This is a genomic window from Klebsiella sp. CN_Kp106 (assembly GCF_040064575.1).
Classification (GTDB): Bacteria; Pseudomonadota; Gammaproteobacteria; order Enterobacterales; family Enterobacteriaceae; genus Klebsiella; species Klebsiella michiganensis.
Genome location: NZ_JBEAIG010000004.1, coordinates 13,192 through 31,948, shown reverse-complemented (window position 1 = coordinate 31,948; position 18,757 = coordinate 13,192). Strand labels below are relative to the sequence as shown.

General features: G+C 55.6%; 12 protein-coding genes and 2 pseudogenes. 7 read left to right on the top strand and 7 right to left on the bottom strand.

Annotation, left to right across the window (positions count from 1 at the left end):
- Positions 1-13 precede the first annotated feature (13 nt).
- A pseudogene (gene xseA, locus ABLU96_RS03905) lies at positions 14-1,397 on the bottom strand (exodeoxyribonuclease VII large subunit); the annotation flags it as partial.
- Between the two features lie 158 nt (positions 1,398-1,555).
- On the opposite strand from xseA, the gene guaB reads away from it, so the two are divergent.
- Both guaB and guaA read left to right on the top strand, forming a co-directional pair.
- On the top strand, positions 1,556-3,022 hold the full coding sequence (gene guaB, locus ABLU96_RS03900) for an IMP dehydrogenase (protein WP_014230355.1): 1,467 nt from the start codon (positions 1,556-1,558) through the stop codon (positions 3,020-3,022).
- Positions 3,023-3,090: 68 nt separating this feature from the next.
- Positions 3,091-4,668 carry a glutamine-hydrolyzing GMP synthase gene (guaA, locus tag ABLU96_RS03895; protein WP_004853173.1) on the top strand — a complete coding sequence of 526 codons (1,578 nt, stop codon included), beginning with the start codon at positions 3,091-3,093 and terminating at the stop codon, positions 4,666-4,668.
- Between the two features lie 137 nt (positions 4,669-4,805).
- Here guaA and ABLU96_RS03890 read toward each other — a convergent pair.
- Positions 4,806-6,002: pseudogene (locus ABLU96_RS03890) on the bottom strand (MFS transporter).
- 98 nt (positions 6,003-6,100) lie between these two features.
- Here ABLU96_RS03890 and ABLU96_RS03885 point away from each other — a divergent pair.
- Positions 6,101-6,988, top strand: a complete 888-nt coding sequence (locus ABLU96_RS03885) for a LysR family transcriptional regulator (protein ID WP_014230353.1) — start codon at positions 6,101-6,103, stop codon at positions 6,986-6,988.
- 14 nt (positions 6,989-7,002) lie between these two features.
- On the opposite strand, the gene ABLU96_RS03880 is transcribed toward ABLU96_RS03885, so the two are convergent.
- On the bottom strand, positions 7,003-7,194 hold the full coding sequence (locus ABLU96_RS03880) for a YfgG family protein (protein ID WP_009654356.1): 192 nt from the start codon (positions 7,192-7,194) through the stop codon (positions 7,003-7,005).
- Between the two features lie 370 nt (positions 7,195-7,564).
- On the opposite strand from ABLU96_RS03880, the gene ABLU96_RS03875 reads away from it, so the two are divergent.
- Positions 7,565-9,784 (top strand): EAL domain-containing protein, encoded by a 2,220-nt coding sequence (locus tag ABLU96_RS03875; protein WP_064404373.1) that lies wholly within the window; start codon positions 7,565-7,567, stop codon positions 9,782-9,784.
- Between the two features lie 39 nt (positions 9,785-9,823).
- Here ABLU96_RS03875 and ppx read toward each other — a convergent pair whose 3' ends face one another.
- The 4 genes from ppx to purM all read right to left on the bottom strand — a co-directional run bounded on the left by ppx (position 9,824) and on the right by purM (position 15,283).
- Entirely contained in the window at positions 9,824-11,365 is a 1,542-nt protein-coding gene (gene ppx / locus ABLU96_RS03870; protein WP_004853121.1) for an exopolyphosphatase, read from the bottom strand.
- Positions 11,366-11,368: 3 nt separating this feature from the next.
- Positions 11,369-13,429, bottom strand: coding sequence for a polyphosphate kinase 1 (gene ppk1, locus ABLU96_RS03865; protein ID WP_004123499.1), 2,061 nt, complete (start codon positions 13,427-13,429; stop codon positions 11,369-11,371).
- A 178-nt stretch (positions 13,430-13,607) separates the two neighbouring features.
- Positions 13,608-14,249: a phosphoribosylglycinamide formyltransferase gene (purN, locus tag ABLU96_RS03860; RefSeq protein WP_004123497.1), complete on the bottom strand. Its 642-nt coding sequence runs from the start codon at positions 14,247-14,249 to the stop codon at positions 13,608-13,610.
- Complete coding sequence (purM, locus tag ABLU96_RS03855) at positions 14,246-15,283, bottom strand: phosphoribosylformylglycinamidine cyclo-ligase (protein ID WP_004853107.1); 1,038 nt, start codon at positions 15,281-15,283, stop codon at positions 14,246-14,248. The genes purN and purM overlap by 4 nt, the downstream gene beginning before the upstream one ends.
- Positions 15,284-15,548: 265 nt before the next feature.
- Between purM and bglK the strand changes: the two genes are divergently transcribed.
- The 3 genes from bglK to upp all read left to right on the top strand — a co-directional run bounded on the left by bglK (position 15,549) and on the right by upp (position 18,691).
- Positions 15,549-16,442 (top strand): beta-glucoside kinase BglK, encoded by an 894-nt coding sequence (gene bglK, locus ABLU96_RS03850; protein WP_014230345.1) that lies wholly within the window; start codon positions 15,549-15,551, stop codon positions 16,440-16,442.
- A 9-nt stretch (positions 16,443-16,451) separates the two neighbouring features.
- Complete coding sequence (locus ABLU96_RS03845; RefSeq protein WP_014230344.1) at positions 16,452-17,882, top strand: 6-phospho-beta-glucosidase; 1,431 nt, start codon at positions 16,452-16,454, stop codon at positions 17,880-17,882.
- A gap of 182 nt (positions 17,883-18,064) precedes the next feature.
- The gene (gene upp / locus ABLU96_RS03840; RefSeq protein WP_004123492.1) at positions 18,065-18,691 is read left to right on the top strand and encodes a uracil phosphoribosyltransferase; all 627 of its coding nucleotides are present in this window, start codon (positions 18,065-18,067) and stop codon (positions 18,689-18,691) included.
- The last annotated feature ends 66 nt before the right edge of the window (positions 18,692-18,757 follow it).

Here is an 18,757-nt window from a genome sequence, read left to right as displayed (position 1 = left end):
CCTCGGTCGAAATGGCAGGCTTATCCGGCTTTTTTGCGGGAACGGGTTTTCTTCACCGGCGTGATGTTCTTCACTTCGCTCTCTACCCAGCCATCGTTCAAACGGGTAGTGAGGATGTCTCCCTCGCGCACCTGTTTCGTTTGTTTCAGCACCTTGCCGTCGCTGGCAGAAGTGACGCTATAGCCGCGGGCCAGCGTCGCCAGCGGGCTGACGGCTTCCAGGTGCGTGACCATATTACCGAAGCGTTCACGTTGTTCGCCAAGACGCGCGCGGATGTTTTCCGCCAGCCGGTATTCCAGCTGTTGAATACGGCTCTGGGCGCGGTGAATTCGCGGCTGTGGGTTTTGTTGATTCAGGCGCTGCGCGGCGCGCTGCTGGCGCTGGTCGGCGCGCTTTATTTGCGTCTCAAGAGCGGAACGCATGCGCTGACGCAATCTTTCAAGCTCCGTTTGCTGACGGGCCAGCCGCAGCTGAGGATGCTGTTGCTGCAGGCGGTGAAAAACCTGGGTAAAGCGACGATGGCGGTTGGCAAGGAAGTAGTCCATCGCCATTTCAAGGCGCTGCTGCACGGACTGGAGCTGGCGCAGCAGCTCCTGCTGGTTGCGGCTGACCATTTCCGCCGCCGCGGAAGGCGTCGGGGCGCGCAGGTCGGCGACAAAATCGGCGATAGTGACGTCAGTCTCATGGCCTACGGCGCTGACGATGGCAATAGGGCTGGCAAAAATCGCCCGCGCCACTCGCTCATCGTTAAAGCTCCATAAATCTTCCAGCGAACCGCCGCCGCGCCCGACAATCAGCACGTCGCACTCCTGGCGCGCGTTGGCCAGCTCAATCGCGCGAACGATCTGCCCCGGCGCATCTTCCCCCTGGACGGCGGTCGGGTAAATAATCACCGGCAGGGAAGGATCGCGGCGCTTGAGCACGTGTAAAATATCGTGCAGCGCAGCACCGGTTTTTGAGGTGATGACGCCAACGCAGTGCGCGGGAGAGGGGAGCGTTTTTTTATGCTGCTGATCGAACAAGCCTTCCGCCGCCAGCGCGGTCTTGAGCTGTTCATACTTCTGCTGAAGCAGACCTTCGCCCGCAGGCTGCATGCTTTCCACGATGATCTGATAATCGCCGCGCGGCTCGTACAGCGTGATATTAGCGCGGACCAGCACCTGCTGCCCGTGCTGCGGACGGAACGTCACGCGGCGGTTGCTGTTGCGGAACATCGCGCAGCGCACCTGGGCGTTATCGTCTTTTAGGGTGAAGTACCAGTGGCCGGAAGCGGGCTGGCTGAAATTGGAAATCTCGCCGCTGATCCATACCTGACCCATTTCACGTTCGAGCAGCAGTCGAACCGACTGATTGAGGCGGCTAACCGTGTAAATTGAGGGGGATTGAGATGGCAACATGTGAGCAAGATCAAATTCTAAATCAGCAGGTTATTCAGTCGATAGTAACCTGCTGGGAGGGGATCGCAAGTATTATTTGCAAAAAAGGGTAGATGCAATCGGTTACGCTCTGTATAATGCCACGGCAATATTTATCCACCCTGGTCGAGATATTGCCCATGCTACGTATCGCTAAAGAAGCCCTGACGTTTGACGACGTCCTCCTCGTTCCCGCTCATTCAACCGTTCTGCCAAATACCGCCGATCTCAGCACTCAGCTGACGAAAACCATTCGTCTGAATATTCCAATGCTCTCTGCTGCAATGGATACCGTGACGGAAGCGCGTCTGGCAATTGCCCTGGCACAGGAAGGCGGCATCGGCTTTATTCATAAAAACATGTCCATCGAGCGCCAGGCGGAAGAAGTTAAGCGCGTGAAGAAGCATGAGTCCGGCGTGGTTACCGACCCGCAGACCGTCCTGCCGACCACCACTCTGCGCGAAGTGAAAGAGCTGACTGAACGCAACGGTTTTGCTGGCTATCCGGTGGTGACCGAAGACAACGAGCTGGTCGGCATCATCACCGGTCGCGACGTGCGTTTCGTCACCGACCTGAATCAGCCGGTGAGCGTTTATATGACGCCGAAAGAGCGTCTGGTGACCGTTCGCGAAGGCGAAAGCCGCGAAGTGGTTTTTGCCAAAATGCATGAAAAACGCGTTGAGAAAGCGCTGGTTGTGGATGATAGCTTCCATCTTCTCGGCATGATCACCGTTAAAGATTTCCAGAAAGCGGAGCGTAAACCAAACGCCTGTAAAGATGAGCAGGGTCGCCTGCGCGTCGGTGCGGCGGTGGGGGCGGGTGCCGGTAACGAAGAGCGCGTGGATGCGCTGGTTGCCGCGGGCGTAGATATTCTGCTGATCGACTCCTCTCACGGCCACTCTGAAGGCGTATTGCAGCGTATCCGCGATACCCGTGCGAAATATCCTGACCTGCAAATCATCGGCGGCAACGTGGCGACCGGCGCGGGCGCACGTGCGCTGGCGGAAGCCGGCTGCAGCGCGGTGAAAGTAGGGATCGGCCCTGGCTCCATCTGTACGACTCGTATCGTGACCGGCGTGGGCGTTCCGCAGATCACCGCCGTTTCCGACGCGGTTGAAGCGCTGGAAGGCACCGGTATCCCGGTTATCGCCGACGGCGGTATTCGTTTCTCCGGCGATATCGCGAAAGCGATTGCCGCAGGCGCAGCCGCCGTCATGGTTGGTTCGATGCTGGCCGGTACCGAAGAGTCTCCGGGCGAAATCGAACTCTATCAGGGCCGTTCGTACAAATCTTACCGCGGTATGGGTTCCCTTGGCGCGATGTCTAAAGGTTCCTCCGATCGCTACTTCCAGACCGATAACGCCGCCGACAAACTTGTACCGGAAGGTATCGAAGGCCGCGTCGCCTATAAAGGCCGCCTGAAAGAGATCATTCACCAGCAGATGGGCGGCCTGCGCTCCTGTATGGGCCTGACCGGTTGTGGTACCATCGACACCCTGCGGACCAAAGCGGAATTCGTGCGCATCAGCGGCGCGGGTATCCAGGAGAGCCACGTTCACGACGTGACTATCACCAAGGAATCCCCGAACTACCGCATGGGCTCCTGATTTTCATCGCCCGGCCACGCGCCGGGCGATTTATTTAACCTGTATCACTTGCCTCGGAATTATCGTCAATGACGGATAACATTCATAAACATCGTATTCTTATCCTGGACTTCGGTTCTCAGTACACCCAGCTGGTTGCGCGTCGCGTTCGTGAATTAGGTGTCTACTGTGAACTGTGGGCATGGGACGTGACTGAAGCTCAAATTCGTGAGTTTAATCCTAACGGCATTATTCTTTCCGGCGGCCCGGAAAGCACCACCGAAGATAACAGCCCGCGCGCGCCGCAGTATGTCTTTGAAGCCGGCGTGCCGGTATTCGGCGTATGCTACGGCATGCAGACCATGGCGATGCAGCTGGGCGGCCACGTTGAAGCCTCTAATGAACGTGAGTTTGGCTATGCGCAGGTTGAAGTGCAGACCGATAGCGCCCTGATTCACGGTATCGAAGATGCGCTGAGCGCGGATGGTAAGCCGATGCTGGACGTCTGGATGAGCCACGGCGACAAAGTCACCGCCATCCCGTCTGACTTCGTCACCGTTGCCAGCACCGAAACCTGCCCGTTCGCCATTATGGCTAACGAAGAGAAGCGCTTCTACGGCGTACAGTTCCACCCGGAAGTCACCCATACCCGTCAGGGTCTGCGCATGCTGGAGCGTTTCGTACGCGATATCTGCCAGTGTGAAGCGCTGTGGACCCCGGCCAAAATTATCGACGATGCCATCGAGCGCATTCGTCAGCAGGTTGGCGACGATAAAGTGATCCTCGGCCTGTCCGGCGGCGTGGATTCCTCCGTCACCGCCATGCTGCTGCACCGCGCCATCGGTAAAAACCTGACCTGCGTCTTTGTGGATAACGGTCTGCTGCGTCTGAATGAAGCCCAGCAGGTTATGGATATGTTTGGCGATCGCTTCGGCCTGAACATCGTTCACGTCGAAGGCGAGGCGCGTTTCCTGGCTGCGCTGGCGGGCGAAAACGATCCGGAAGCGAAGCGTAAAATCATCGGCCGCGTGTTCGTTGAAGTGTTTGACGAAGAAGCGCTGAAGCTGGAAGACGTGAAATGGCTGGCGCAAGGGACCATCTACCCTGACGTCATCGAGTCCGCGGCTTCCGCAACCGGTAAAGCGCACGTCATCAAATCTCACCACAACGTGGGCGGCCTGCCGAAAGAGATGAAGATGGGCCTCGTTGAACCGCTGCGCGAGCTGTTCAAAGATGAAGTGCGTAAGATTGGCCTCGAACTGGGTCTGCCGTACGATATGCTGTACCGCCACCCGTTCCCAGGGCCGGGTCTGGGTGTGCGCGTGCTGGGCGAAGTGAAGAAAGAGTACTGCGACCTGCTGCGCCGCGCGGATGCAATCTTTATTGAAGAGCTGCACAAAGCCGACCTGTACAACAAAGTGAGTCAGGCGTTCACCGTGTTCCTGCCGGTGCGTTCCGTCGGCGTCATGGGCGATGGTCGTAAGTACGACTGGGTCGTTTCCCTGCGTGCGGTTGAAACCATCGACTTTATGACCGCTCACTGGGCGCACCTGCCGTACGATTTCCTCGGCCGCGTGTCCAACCGCATCATCAATGAAGTCAACGGTATTTCCCGCGTGGTGTATGACATCAGCGGTAAGCCGCCGGCGACTATTGAGTGGGAATAAACTTTATTCTTTGCGTTAATTGAATAAAAAAATAATGCCATTAATGATTGACGTCATTAATGGCATTTTTCTTAACAAGATCGCCGGATTACGGCATTCCCTGAGACGATGAATACCGATACACCGGGTTTCTACTGTCAACCCCGTTCTTCAATCGCCGCTGGCGTATTCTCCCGCTGACACCATGCAATGGCCATCGCCAGAGCTGCCACCACCAGGGCCAGCGCGGCGGAAACCGCTAAACTACCCCTTATCCCGAGATGATCATTCAGCCACGCGTAGGCAAACGGCGAGGCGGCGGCCAGCAGCTGCGCGGGAATCAACAGAATACCGGTTCGCCGGGCATAATCCTCGGTGGCAAAAAGCTGCAGCGGCAGAGTGGCTTTAAATACGGTCGTCAGGCCGTTGATCGCGCCGTAACCCAGCACAAATCCGCCGGCCGCCCACGACAGATATGGCCCGCTCAGGCCGAGCGCAAAGCAGAGCGGCATCAACAGGGTGGTCAGTATCGTTAGCCGCAACGGCGTAAGGACAGAACCGGATGCCACTTCGAGAAAGCGCGCGCCGGTTTGCCCAATCCCCCACAGCATTCCCACCGCGACAGAAAGCCCGACGCTGGCGATATACTCGGGAAGATGCGTCGAGGTACCGTTGGAAACAAAAGTTACCAGCGCAATCAGCGACGCGTACAGGAGGGCAGGGCGTTTATCGCGGTGGGAGAGCCGCTGGCGTTGCATTATCCGTTTCGGTGACGGCAGTCTGTGATTTGGCATTTTCCACAGCAGCATCGCGCTAAGCAGGCCACACAGGGCATAAATCAGCAGCGCATGCCGCCAGTCCATCCGCGTCAACAACCCGGCGCCGAGCGGCCAGAACAGAGCCGAAGCCAGGCCGCCGGCCAGCGTCACGCGTGAGATAGTTAATCTGGCGCTTTGCCCATAGATATTCACCAGCGCGGCGAACAGCGCGTCGTAGAGCGCCAGACGCATCCCGGCGCCGGTCAGAACCCAGGCGGCGAACCAGCCCGGCAGACTCTGGACGTAAGCCATTACCAGGCAGCCCGCTGAAATCATCAGCGTACCCGTGACCACCACCCGTTGACCCCCAAAGCGGGCCAGTAGCCGGGCGACAAACGGGGAGAGCATCGCCATCATCAGCATGGCGATAGTCAGGCCAAAGTAGATTTCCGTTGCGGCCCAGCCGGTCTCCTGAGCAATAGCTCTGGCGAAAGTGCCGGGCATTTAAAATGAGATTCCCCAGTTTATTAACTGGTTGCACCCGGCGGCAAGCGTGACAGCGCCCGGCGCGGAGAGTGGTTTTGCAGATGTTTTCATGATCGTCCATTTTGTTACGCTGTTGTCGGCAGCATACCCTGCACGCTATTGTGGAGGCAGGCCGGTCCATTTATGACCCTTATAAGAGAAACTTTGTGATGATGACGCTCAATCTGGGAAATCTGGCGACGTTCCGCCTGGTGGTACAGCGCGGAAGCTTTTCCGCCGCAGCTGACCTGCTGGGGCTGTCGCAGCCTGCGGTAAGTCTGCAGGTACGTCAGCTGGAACAATTTCTCCAAACCAGACTGCTTGAGCGAACAGGACGAGGCATCAAAGCGACGGCGGCCGGCATCGCCCTGCTGGCGCACAGCGAGCGGATTGAACTGGCGGTGGGCGCGGCAGTGCAATCGGTTAGCGAATTCAATCGAGAAATCAGCGGCTCGATAACGTTGGGTACCGGGGCGACCGCCTGTATCCACCTGTTACCGCCGCTGCTGCAGAAGCTGCATCAGGATCACCCTCTGCTGACGGTGAGGGTGACGGTTGGCAATACCCTGGAAGTGGTTCGGGCTATCGAGGAGAACCGGCTTGATCTGGGCCTTTGTACGCTTCCGGCGAACGGACGCAGCCTGGCGGTGACGCCGGTTTTAGATGAAGAGTTTGTCGGTATTTTTAGCGATGCTCAGGACGACCTGCCCTCGCCGCTGACGCCAGAGGTTCTGCAATCATTGCCGCTAATTGCTTTTGAAGCGGGGAGCGGAACCCGGGATCTGATTGACGGCTGGTTTCGCCATAATGGACTGATGGTCGTGCCAGTCATGCAGTTAGGCAGCATTGAGGCGATTAAACGCATGGTGCGCGCGGGGCTGGGATACAGCATCGTGCCGCGTATGGCGGTAGAGGATCCGCAGGATCGCGTCGGCCTGAACGTGCAATCGTTGACTCCGCGCCTGTATCGGCAGTTAGGCATCGTCATGCGGCAGGATAAAATCATCAGCAAAGGCATCGCTGAAGTGCTGCGTTTGCTCTCTCAGGCCGGTTGCTGAACAGCGTACCGCGCTTATTTTTGTACCGGCGTTTTTAGCGGATCTGAAGGTTCAACGGTGATAGTGGATTGCTGCGATTGCTTTTTGTCCTGATGATGGTACCAGGCACCGATGGAGGAGTAGACAAAGCGTCCAAAGAAGAAGATAAAGCTGATAAGCAGTACGATACGGGTCATGCGACGGTTAAATCGATGTCGTTTACGCATACTGGGTGCCTGACTCACAAAAGGTTCCTTAAAGTATACCCAAAGGATGGGCGATGTGCGTATTAAGGCACAGTAACGCGGAAGGGTCAATTGATGAGGATGTAAAAATCCCAGGGGTAAAACATTAATTAATGTTATATAAGATAATCCTCGTATTTACATGCTTTCTGCTTATCGCAAATTGATGTTAAAAAAAAGACATTATTAATATTAGCGACGTGATTTTTTGATTTATATCAATCGTCTATTCTCACCGACAACTAAAATCACCAGCCAGTTCCGCGTTGTTATTCCTTGCGCGATTATGACGGTTGGTTGGATGCCTGCCTGAATATACCCTGCAGGATTTAGGGTTATCCGTAGAGCATCTATGAACATTATTAAACTTTACAGACGATATCGGGATAAATGGTGGTCGCTGCCGCTCATCTTACCCATCCTTTTACTCCCCCTGGCAAGATGGGCGAACACCGTTGCTGTACTGAATGGTAATGAAGTTTATCTTTACTATTTACCTCTGGCGTTAGTGCTGAGCCTGATGCTGTTTTTCGGCTGGGCTGCTTTACCGGGGATCGTTGTCGGTTTGCTGCTTTCCATTACGCGCGGCATGGCGCTGGAAGATTCCATCGGCGTGATTTTCCATTTTCTTATTCCGACCGTCCTTTGCTGGGGCGGGTATCGCGTTTTTGTCCCGCGAAGACAGCAAATCTCGCATGGCAATGTGCGACTGATGCCTCAGCGATTGTTCTGGCAAATGTTGCTGCCATCGCTGATCTTTCTTATCCTTTCCCAGCTCGCCGAGTATTTGGGGATCCATCCTCGCGCGACCGGGTTGATCGGGGTCAACCCCTTAAGTTTGCGTTCGCTTATCACCTTTCAGGCCCTGATGGCCGGATGCCTGACCGGCGTGCCGCTATGCTACTTTCTGATTCGAATTATCCGCAACCCGCTCTATATTCGGGGTTTTGTTTCTCAGATTCGCCTGCAGATCGATCCGAAAATAAAGTACTTTGAGTTTATTTTATGGGCGGTAGTGCTGTTAATTTTATTAGTTTTGCTATTAATGCCGCTAAGTAGTACGAGCACTATTTTTAGTACAAATTATACCTTGTCCTTGCTTATGCCGGTGATGCTGTGGGGGGCGATGCGTTTTGGCTATCGCTTCATTTCATTGGTCTGGTCCCCTATATTAATTGTTATTATCCACTTTCATTATCAATATCTCCCGCATTCACCGATTTACAGTAATCAGCTGGCTATTATCTCCTCAAGCTATCTGGTGTTTTCATTTATTATCGCCTATATGGCGATGCTGGCGACGCAGCAGAGAATTTTTTATGCGCGGATGCGGCGAATGGCCTTCATTGATCCGGTTGTACGCTTGCCCAATATCCGCGCGCTGAGCCGGGCGTTAAATAAATCCTCCTGGTCAGTACTGTGCTTCTTACGCATTCCCGAGCTGGAAATATTGGGCCGCCATTACGGCGTTCTGTTGCGCATTCAGTACAAGCAGCTGCTGGCCGAGTCGCTTGGCGATCTATTGCAGCCCGGGGAGGATATCTATCAGATGGCCGGGCACGAGCTGGTTATCCATCTGCACAGTGAAGACCATCAGCAGCGAGTCCCCCTGCTGTTTGACCATCTCAAAAAGTTTCGCTTTGTCTGGAACGGTATGCCGCTGCAGCCGCCCGTGGGATTCAGCTATTGCAACGTTCGCTCTCCGGTGATGCATCTGCATTTACTGCTTGGAGAACTCAGCGGCGCGGCTGATCTTTCCCTGGCGACCGGAAGTCCTGAAAATTTACAGCGTCGCGGCGCCATTAATACGCAGCAGGAGCTGAAAGACAAAGTCATGATAATGAATCAGCTGGTGAAGGCGCTGGAACACGATCGCTTCGTTCTGATGGCACAACCGATCGTCGGCATCCGGGGGGATAGCTATCATGAAGTTCTGCTGAGAATGCTGAACGACAACGATGAAATCATCATGCCGGATGTCTTTTTACCGGTGGCGCACGAGTTTGGACTGTCGGCGCGTATCGATAGCTGGGTCCTCGAACATACGCTGGTCTTTATGGACAAGCGGCGCAAAAAGCTTCCTGGAATGCGCCTGGCGATAAATATCTCGCCGTTTTCAGTGAGTAACAGTTATTTTCATCAGCAGGTAAAAACGCTGCTGGAGCATTATGACATTGAACCCTGGCAGATTATTTTTGAGCTGACGGAGAACCATTCGCTGACCAATCCCGAGCAGGCGCGGAAAACCCTGGCGCAGCTTCAGGACCTGGGCTGTCGGGTAGCGATTGATGACTTTGGCACCGGCTATGCCAGCTACGCGCGGCTGAAAACGATGAATGCGGATCTGCTGAAAATCGACGGTAGTTTTATTCGTAATCTGGTGACCAGCAGTCTGGACTATCAGGCCGTTGCCTCTATTTGCCTTCTGGCGAGGATGAAAAATATGCAGGTGGTGGCCGAATATGTCGAAACGCCCGAGATTCGGCAGGCTGTGGTTTCGCTGGGGATTGATTATATGCAGGGCTATGATATCGGCAAACCGGCCCCGCTTGAGGCGCTGGTTGAGGATTGATAAGCGAATGGGCCGGACGTCCGGCCCATATGCGCGAAACTAGCTTGCCGCGTCAGGCTTCTCTTCTTCGCTGATTTTCAGCCACCAGTCAGGTACCCCTTCCCAGTATTCCTGCTCTTTTTCCAGGTCGAGCAGCACCAGCGCATTCTGGCTAAACCAGTCGTGCGGGAAGGTCAGCGTCCAGTGGTTTGCCTCGGTTTTCAGCGTAAGGCTCGGCGGCGTTGTCGTTGCCTGACGCTGGTTATTCAGCAGCACGCCAAGGCGCAGCAGCTGAATTAACGGCAGAAACTGCTTCTTCTTAAACAGCGTGAAACGCGGTAAATCATCCAGCTTAATCGCTTTACGGTGATAGCGAACTAAGGTGGCCATCAGCATCTGCTGTTCCTGATTAAAGCCCGGCAGATCGCTGTTTTGCAGGATATAAGCCGAATGACGGTGCATGCCGCTGTGGTTAATATTCAAGCCGACTTCATGCAGCATGGTCGCCCATTTCAGCAGCGCCGCCAGATGGGGGTTCGCGAGCTTGGGATTCTGCTCCTGCCATTGCTCATAAATATGCGTGGTGGTCTCCAGCACCCGACGCGCCTGCTCGCGATCGATATTGTACTGGTTCGCCAGGCTCTGCGCGGTGCGGCTACGGATATCCTGGTGACGGAAACGTCCTTCCATCTCGTACAGTACGCCTTCGCGCAGCGCGCCGTCGGACAAGCGCAGCTCTTTAATCGCCAGCGCGTCAAACACCCCGCACAGGATAGCCAGACCGGGCGCAAAAACGGCTTTCCGATCTTCAGACAGCCCGGGCAGGCTTAGCGAGTCGAAGTTTTTATACTTCAGCAGCTCTTCGACCAGCATCTCGAGGCGCTCGGGAGTGATGAAGCCGTCTTTCTCGCCCATGGCCACCAGCACTTCGTGAGCGGCTTTAATGGTGCCCGATGCGCCCAGAGCGACGTTCCACCCCTGGATGCGGAACTGCCAGGCCAGAGTTTCCAGCTTCTGCACGGCGGAAAGACGCGCGCGCTGGAAATTCTCTTTGTTGATGACGCCGCCAGCAAAGTAGGCCTGAGAGAAGCTCACGCAGCCCATACGGCGGCTTTCCACCAGACGAGGCTCGAAATCCTCGCCGATAACCAGCTCGGTAGAGCCGCCGCCGATATCGATGACCAGCTTACGGCCTCGCTCCGGCTGCGTGTGCTCCACGCCCATAAAAATCAGACGCGCTTCTTCGTTGCCGGGAATGATTTCGATCGGGTAGGGGATGACCTGCTCCGCGCGCTTGAGGAACTCTGCGGCGTTTGTCGCCTGGCGCAGCGTGTGCGTGCCGACGATACAGACGCTTGATGGGTCAAAACCCTGCAGGCGCTCGGCGAACAGCGACAGGCAGTTCAGCCCGCGCGCAATAGCCTCTTCGCTCAGTACAGAGTTTTCATCCAGGCCGTCGGCCAGATGTACGCGCTGCTTCAGACGACCGATGATCTGCATTGCCCCGTCAACGACACGGGCGATCACCATATGAAAACTGTTCGAACCGAGGTCGACCGCAGCGAACTCCTGCGGCCGAGGGGCATTTTCGTTTATTGGCATAGGTTAATCGGGCTGTTCAAGTGATTTGAGGTAGTCGTATATCGCCATCTGTGCGCGCACTTTGCGGCGATTGCCGCGCGGCACGTAGCGATTACTCAGTTCTTTATCAAGATAGCGTGCTTTCACCGTATCGTTGAAGAGGAGATCGAAAATATCCAGCACCCGCTGTTTCAGGCGCGGATCCAGCAGCGGCGCGGCCACTTCGATACGATAGTCAATATTGCGCGTCATCCAGTCCGCGGACGATAGCCAAACCTGCTTATCGCCGCCGTTTTCAAAGCAATAAACGCGGTCATGCTCAAGGAAACGGTCAACAATGCTGGTCACGCGAATATTTTCGCTGATTCCTTCCAGACCGGGGATCAGCGAGCACATACCGCGAATAAGCAAATTAACCGGCACGCCGGAGCTGGAAGCGGCGTAGAGACGGTCTACCAGCCCCTTATCGACCAGGTTGTTCAGCTTCAGCATGATGCCCGATGGCTGACCATTTTGCGCGTTGGCGATTTCACGATCGATCATCTCATAAAGCAGGCGACGCGAGTTTTGCGGCGACACCAGCAGATAATCGAAGCTGACCGGGCGGTAGGGGTTTTCGATAAAGTTAAATACCCGGCGGACTTCATTGGTGATGCGCGCATCGGCGGTCAGCAGCGAGTAGTCGGTGTAAAGACGCGCGGTTTTTTCGTTGAAGTTGCCGGTGCCGATATGCGCATAGCGCACGACTTCATCGCCCTCTTTGCGCGAAACCAGGAACAGCTTGGCGTGGATCTTGAGGCCCGGCGCGGAGAAGATAACGTGCACGCCGGCTTCGGTCAGGCGTTTAGCCCAATGAATATTGGCTTCTTCATCGAAACGCGCCTGCAGCTCCACGACGACCGTCACTTTCTTACCGTTGTGGGCGGCGTGAATCATCGAGTCGATAATCCGTGAATCTTTCGCGACGCGGTAGATGTTGATTTTGATAGCCAGCACGCTTGGGTCGAAAGAGGCCTGGCGCAGCAGCTCAAGGACGTGTTCAAACGTATGGTACGGGTAGTAAAGCAGCACGTCGCGTTCGCGGATTGCGTCAAAGCCGTTGCGGAATTTATCAAACCACAGATGACGCAGACGCGGCATCGGTTTGTTGACCAGATTGGCTTTGCCGACGTTCGGGAAGCCGATAAAGTCTTTAAAGTTGTGGTAACGACCGCCCGGCAGCATTGAATCGTAGTTGGAGATGGAGAGCTTATCGCGCAGCATTTCGACCATCGCGTCGGGCATATCGCGCTGATAAACGAAGCGCACCGGCTCGGCGGTCAGGCGCTGTTTCAGGCTGGAGGACATCAGCTCCATCAGGCTCGATTCCATCTCGTGCACCAGATCGTATTCGGCGTCACGGGTCATTTTCATCGAGTAGGCGTTCAGCGCGTCGTAATCAAAAAAGCCCTTGAAGATATCATCCAGGCAGTAGCGCAGGATGTTATCTAACAGAATCATTGGCTTGCGGCGGCGAGGCGCTTCCGGCGGCAGATTCACAAAACGCGGCACCTTGTCTGACGGAATTTCAAGCAGCGCGTAATTGATGGTATCCCCGCGAATAATCTCGACGGCCAGGTAGGTGTAATCATCCTTCAGGAACTGCACCAGATCCGTTTCGCGGTTAATCAGGATTGGCGTGATGTGCTGACGAAGATACAGCTTGAAGTAGTTACGCAGCCAGGACTGCTGGTTGACGGAGAGCTGGCGTTCGTTGATCAGGAAAATCTGGTTACGCGCCATTTCCAGCAGCAACTCGTTGTATAAGCCGTCAAACTCCTGATCGGCTTTGAGCACGCGGGCCTGAATTTTGCCCAGCAGATGGCGAGAGTGTGCGGTACTGCCTTGTTCTTCGCTGATGATGATGCGGCGCTTCAGCTCGGCAAAGCGCACTTTATAAAATTCATCGAGGTTATTGGAGTAAATCCCTAAAAAGCGCATGCGCTCGATCAGCGGGTTGCTTTTGTCCGCCGCTTCCTGAAGTACGCGCTCGTTAAAGGATAACCAGCTGAGTTCTTTTTCGATGTATAGCTTTTCCTGGCCCATTACAGCTCACACTCCGTTTTACTCACAGGACATAGACTATTATGACGAAATTTTCCGCATAGCGATTCACTCTGTCACAACTATATGACAGTAAGAAGAACTATTTCTTCAATATGATTGATTGTTAAACGATTTTAATCAAAAAAAGCCCCGCGTGGATAAAACGCAGGGCGATGGATTACTCTTCGGCGGCGTAGCCTTGCGGCGGTAGTTTTATTTCATCAAGCCAGGCTTCGTTTCCTTCCGCGCGCAGGCGGCCGTCGACAAACCAGCTGATAGCAAGGGGATAGATATCGTGTTCCTGCGCCTGTACGCGGGCGGTAATGTCGTCCTCGGTATCTTCAGCGAAAACCGGTACCTTTGCCTGCAGAACCACCGGACCTCCGTCCAGCTCATCGGTCACAAAATGCACCGACGTCCCGTGCTCCTCATCGCCATTTTCCAGAGCCTGACGATGGGTGTGCAGCCCCGGATATTTTGGCAGCAGGGAAGGGTGGATATTCAGCATGCGCCCCTGGTAGTGGGCGACAAAAGCCGGGCTAAGAATACGCATGTAGCCGGCGAGAACCACCAGATCCGGCGCGTAAGCATCGATCTCGTGCATCAGCTCTCGGTCGAAAGCTTCCCGGTTGGCAAACTGGCTGGCGGCGAGCGCGTGAGCCGGAATATTGGCCGCGCGTGCGCGCTCAAGGCCGAACGCGTCGGCCTTGTTGCTGAAGACTGCACGCAGGGTGCCGTTGATTTTTTTCCGGGCGCAGGCGTCAATAATCGCCTGCAGGTTGCTACCGTTACCGGAAATCAGCACCACGATGTTTTTCATTCAATGACCACACGCTGTTCGGAATCAGAGGCTTTGATATACCCTATTTTCCACGCGCTTTCACCTTTGTCGTTCAGGAAGGCAATGGCTTTATCCGCCGCTTCCGCCGGCAGCGCGATGACCATGCCGACGCCGCAGTTAAAGGTGCGATACATTTCGTGGCTGCTAACGTTACCCGCGGTTTGCAGCCAGTTGAACACGTCCGGCCACTGCCAGGAGGATTCATCAATGACCGCCTGGGTGTTGTCCGGCAGCACGCGCGGGATGTTTTCCCAGAAGCCGCCGCCGGTCAGGTGGGCGATGGCGTGCACGTCAACGTTGGCGATCAGGTCGAGTACGGATTTCACATAAATGCGGGTCGGCGCCAGCAGATGGTCGGCCAGCGGCTTACCGTTGAGATCGGTGGTTTGCGGGTCAACGCCGCTGACTTCGATAATTTTGCGCACCAGAGAGTAGCCGTTAGAGTGCGGGCCGCTGGAAGCCAGCGCCACCAGCACGTCGCCATCGGCCACTTTGCTGCCGTCGATAATTTCTGATTTTTCTACCACCCCAACGCAGAAACCGGCCACGTCATAATCTTCGCCGTGGTACATGCCCGGCATTTCCGCCGTCTCGCCGCCCACCAGCGCGCAGCCTGACTGCAGACAACCTTCGGCAATGCCGCTGATTACGCTCGACGCAGTATCGACATCCAGTTTGCCGGTCGCGTAGTAATCAAGGAAGAACAGCGGCTCTGCGCCCTGAACCACGAGGTCGTTTACGCACATAGCGACCAGGTCGATACCGATAGTGTCGTGACGCTTGAGGTCCATCGCCAGACGCAGCTTGGTGCCGACGCCGTCGGTGCCGGAGACCAGAACCGGTTCGCGATACTTCTGCGGCAGCGCGCACAGCGCGCCGAATCCGCCCAGTCCACCCATCACTTCCGGGCGGCGGGTTTTCTTCACCACGCCCTTAATACGGTCGACGAGAGCGTTGCCTGCATCAATATCCACGCCGGCATCTTTATAGCTGAGAGAGGTTTTATCGGTCACTGCGAAGTCTCCACGCGTTTGCGGTAGCAATAAAAAACGGCGCAATTCTAACAGGGATAGCAAACGTTTGCGAGCCTGCTTTGCAGCCGATGTAAAACGGCCGTTAAGTGCGCAAATTTGATACTGTTCACGAAAATGAAACCGGGTACATTCTTCTGCTTGCCAGCGTTGTCGGGAATAATCATCATGCCAGTGAAACCGGTTTCTTTCCTGATTCCTGGAGAGATAAACCGCGAATGTGATGGATTCTGGAGGAAAGCTGAGGATGAACATTGCCGCATTTGATATCGGTGGCACGGCGTTAAAAATGGGGGTAATGACGCGCGAAGGCACGCTGCTGGAGAAAGGAAAGCAGAACATCGTCGACAGCGACGGCGACCAAATCCTGCAGGCGATGCTGGCGTGGATCGCCGCTCACCCGGCGTGTGAAGGGGTGGCAATCAGCGCGCCCGGCTACGTTAACCCGCACACCGGCTTTATCGAAATGGGCGGCGCCATCCGTAAATTCGATAACTTCGCCATCAAGCGCTGGCTTGAGCAGCAGGTGCGGCTGCCCGTGGCCATTGAGAATGATGCTAACTGCGTGCTGCTGGCCGAGCGCTGGCGGGGTAAAGCCGCCGACATGAGCAACTTTCTGGTCCTGACCATCGGCACCGGCATCGGCGGGGCGATTTTTTGTAATAACCAGCTGGTCCACGGCGCGCGCTTCCGCGCCGGCGAGTTCGGCTATATGCAAACCGCGCGTCCGGGCACCCGCGATGTGCGGCGCTATTCGATGAACGAAAACTGCACGCTGCGCGTGCTGCGCCATCGCTACGCTGAACATATCGGCAAGGCGCTGGATGACGTCACTGGCGAAGAGATTTTTGACCGCTACGATGCGGGCGACGCCACCTGTCGACGTCTGGTCGCTGAATTCTTTAACGGCCTGGGTACCGGGCTTTACAACCTCGTCAACTTATTCGACCCGCAAACGATTTTGATCGGCGGCGGGATTGTGGAACGACCGGGCTTTCTGGCGCTGCTGCGCGAACATCTGGCCTGGTTTGGCATTGCGGAATATATCGACACCGTCAGCCACGGCAACGATGCCGGGCTGGTAGGCGCGGTTTACCATTTCAATCAGCAATACCGGTCGCAGAGCGGCGACTGCGCATAGGGAGAGAACATGTCCGGATTTAAAGAAGGTTTTCTGTGGGGCGGCGCGGTGGCGGCGCATCAGCTGGAAGGCGGCTGGAAAGAGGGTGGTAAAGGGGTGAGCGTCGCCGACGTAATGACCGCAGGCGCGCACGGCGTACCGCGCGAAATCACCGATGGCGTGCTGCCGGGGAAAAACTACCCCAACCACGAAGCGATTGATTTTTATCATCGCTATAAAGACGACATTCGGCTGTTTGCCGAAATGGGCTTCAAATGCTTCCGCACCTCTATTGCCTGGACGCGCATCTTTCCGCTGGGCGATGAGCAGGAACCTAACGAGGCCGGGCTGCAGTTTTACGACGACCTGTTCGATGAGTGCCTGAAGCACGGTATTGAGCCGGTGATTACGCTCTCCCACTTCGAAATGCCGTACCATCTGGTGACGGAGTACGGCGGCTGGCGTAACCGTAAACTGATTGATTTCTTCGTCCGCTTTGCCCGGGTGGTATTTACCCGCTACCAGCACAAAGTGAAGTACTGGATGACCTTCAATGAGATCAATAACCAGGCCAACTTCCACGAAGATTTTGCGCCGTTCACCAACTCCGGACTGAAATATCTGCCGGGGGAGGACCGCGAGCCGGTCATGTTTCAGGCGGCGCACTATGAGCTGGTCGCCAGCGCGCTGGCGGTTAAAGCCGCCCGCGAAATTAACCCGTCATTGCAGATTGGCTGCATGATAGCCATGTGTCCGATTTACCCGCTGAGCTGCGCGCCCAACGACATGATGATGGCGATGAACGCCATGCATCGCCGCTACTGGTTTACCGACGTTCACGTGCGCGGCCGCTATCCGCAGCACCTGCTGAACTACTTCGAGCGTCGCGGTTTTGCGCTGGACATCACCGAAGAAGACCGCGTGGCGCTGACTCAGGGCTGCGTCGACTATATCGGCTTTAGCTACTATATGTCGTTCGCCACGAAAGCAACGGATGATAATCCGCAGCTGGATTACGATGAAAGCAAGAGCCTGGTTTCCAACCCGTACGTGCAGAAGTCAGACTGGGGCTGGCAGATTGATCCGGTCGGGCTGCGCTACTCCCTGAACTGGTTCTGGGACCATTACCAGCTGCCGCTGTTTATTGTGGAGAACGGCTTTGGCGCCATCGACGTGCGCGAAGCGGACGGCTCGGTGGATGACCAGTATCGTATTGACTACCTTTCCGCCCATATCGCCGAGATGAAAAAAGCGGTTGTTGAGGATGGCGTCGACCTGATGGGCTATACCCCGTGGGGCTGTATCGACCTGGTTTCCGCGGGAACCGGTGAGATGAAAAAACGCTACGGCTTTATCTACGTGGATAAAGATAATGAGGGCAACGGCACGCTGGCGCGTAGCCGTAAGAAATCTTTTGCCTGGTATCAGCAGGTTATCGGCAGCAACGGCGAAAAGCTATAAACGGCCGTAAAGCCCCATTCAGCCCCGCCTTCGCGGGGTTTTTTTATTTTGTCTTATACTGGCACAGGCAGCGTAAAGCATTTTGGTTGATCCCGGTCAAACATATCGGCTATGGCGTAAAAGGAAAAAGGCGGTATAATCCGGCGATTTTTTTTGTGGCTGCCCCTCAGAGGAGAAAGAGAATGAAGATCGTGGAAGTGAAACACCCACTCGTCAAACACAAGCTGGGCCTGATGCGTGAGCACGACATCAGCACCAAACGCTTCCGTGAACTCGCCTCAGAAGTTGGCAGCTTACTGACTTATGAAGCTACTTCCGATCTGGCGACCGAAAAAGTCACCATCGAAGGCTGGAACGGCCCGGTAGAAATTGAGCAGATCAAAGGCAAGAAAATTACCGTAGTGCCGATTCTGCGCGCGGGTCTGGGGATGATGGAAGGCGTGCTTGAGCACGTGCCGAGCGCGCGTATCAGCGTGGTGGGCATCTATCGTAACGAAGAGACCCTTGAGCCGGTGCCTTACTTCCAGAAGCTGGTATCCAACATCGACGAACGTATGGCGCTGGTGGTTGACCCGATGCTGGCGACCGGCGGCTCCATGATCGCCACCATCGACCTGCTGAAAAAAGCGGGCTGCTCCAGCATTAAGGTGCTGGTTCTGGTGGCGGCGCCGGAAGGCATCGCCGCGCTGGAGAAAGCGCATCCGGACGTTGAGCTGTACACCGCGTCCATCGACCAGGGCCTGAACGAGCACGGATACATTATTCCGGGGCTCGGCGACGCCGGCGATAAGATTTTTGGTACGAAATAAATGATGAAGTAGAAAAAGCCGACTTTGAGAGTCGGCTTTTTTTTGAATAAAACACACCAACAGCAA

Excerpts from the sequence above, each read along its gene's own strand:
- guaB (WP_014230355.1), top strand. The coding sequence starts at position 1,556 with ATGCTACGTATCGCTAAAGAAGCCCTGACGTTTGACGACGTCCTCCTC.
- guaA (WP_004853173.1), top strand. The coding sequence starts at position 3,091 with ATGACGGATAACATTCATAAACATCGTATTCTTATCCTGGACTTCGGT.
- ABLU96_RS03885 (WP_014230353.1), top strand. The coding sequence starts at position 6,101 with ATGATGACGCTCAATCTGGGAAATCTGGCGACGTTCCGCCTGGTGGTA.
- ABLU96_RS03880 (WP_009654356.1), bottom strand. The coding sequence starts at position 7,194 with ATGCGTAAACGACATCGATTTAACCGTCGCATGACCCGTATCGTACTG.
- ABLU96_RS03875 (WP_064404373.1), top strand. The coding sequence starts at position 7,565 with ATGAACATTATTAAACTTTACAGACGATATCGGGATAAATGGTGGTCG.
- ppx (WP_004853121.1), bottom strand. The coding sequence starts at position 11,365 with ATGCCAATAAACGAAAATGCCCCTCGGCCGCAGGAGTTCGCTGCGGTC.
- ppk1 (WP_004123499.1), bottom strand. The coding sequence starts at position 13,429 with ATGGGCCAGGAAAAGCTATACATCGAAAAAGAACTCAGCTGGTTATCC.
- purN (WP_004123497.1), bottom strand. The coding sequence starts at position 14,249 with ATGAAAAACATCGTGGTGCTGATTTCCGGTAACGGTAGCAACCTGCAG.
- bglK (WP_014230345.1), top strand. The coding sequence starts at position 15,549 with ATGAACATTGCCGCATTTGATATCGGTGGCACGGCGTTAAAAATGGGG.
- ABLU96_RS03845 (WP_014230344.1), top strand. The coding sequence starts at position 16,452 with ATGTCCGGATTTAAAGAAGGTTTTCTGTGGGGCGGCGCGGTGGCGGCG.
- upp (WP_004123492.1), top strand. The coding sequence starts at position 18,065 with ATGAAGATCGTGGAAGTGAAACACCCACTCGTCAAACACAAGCTGGGC.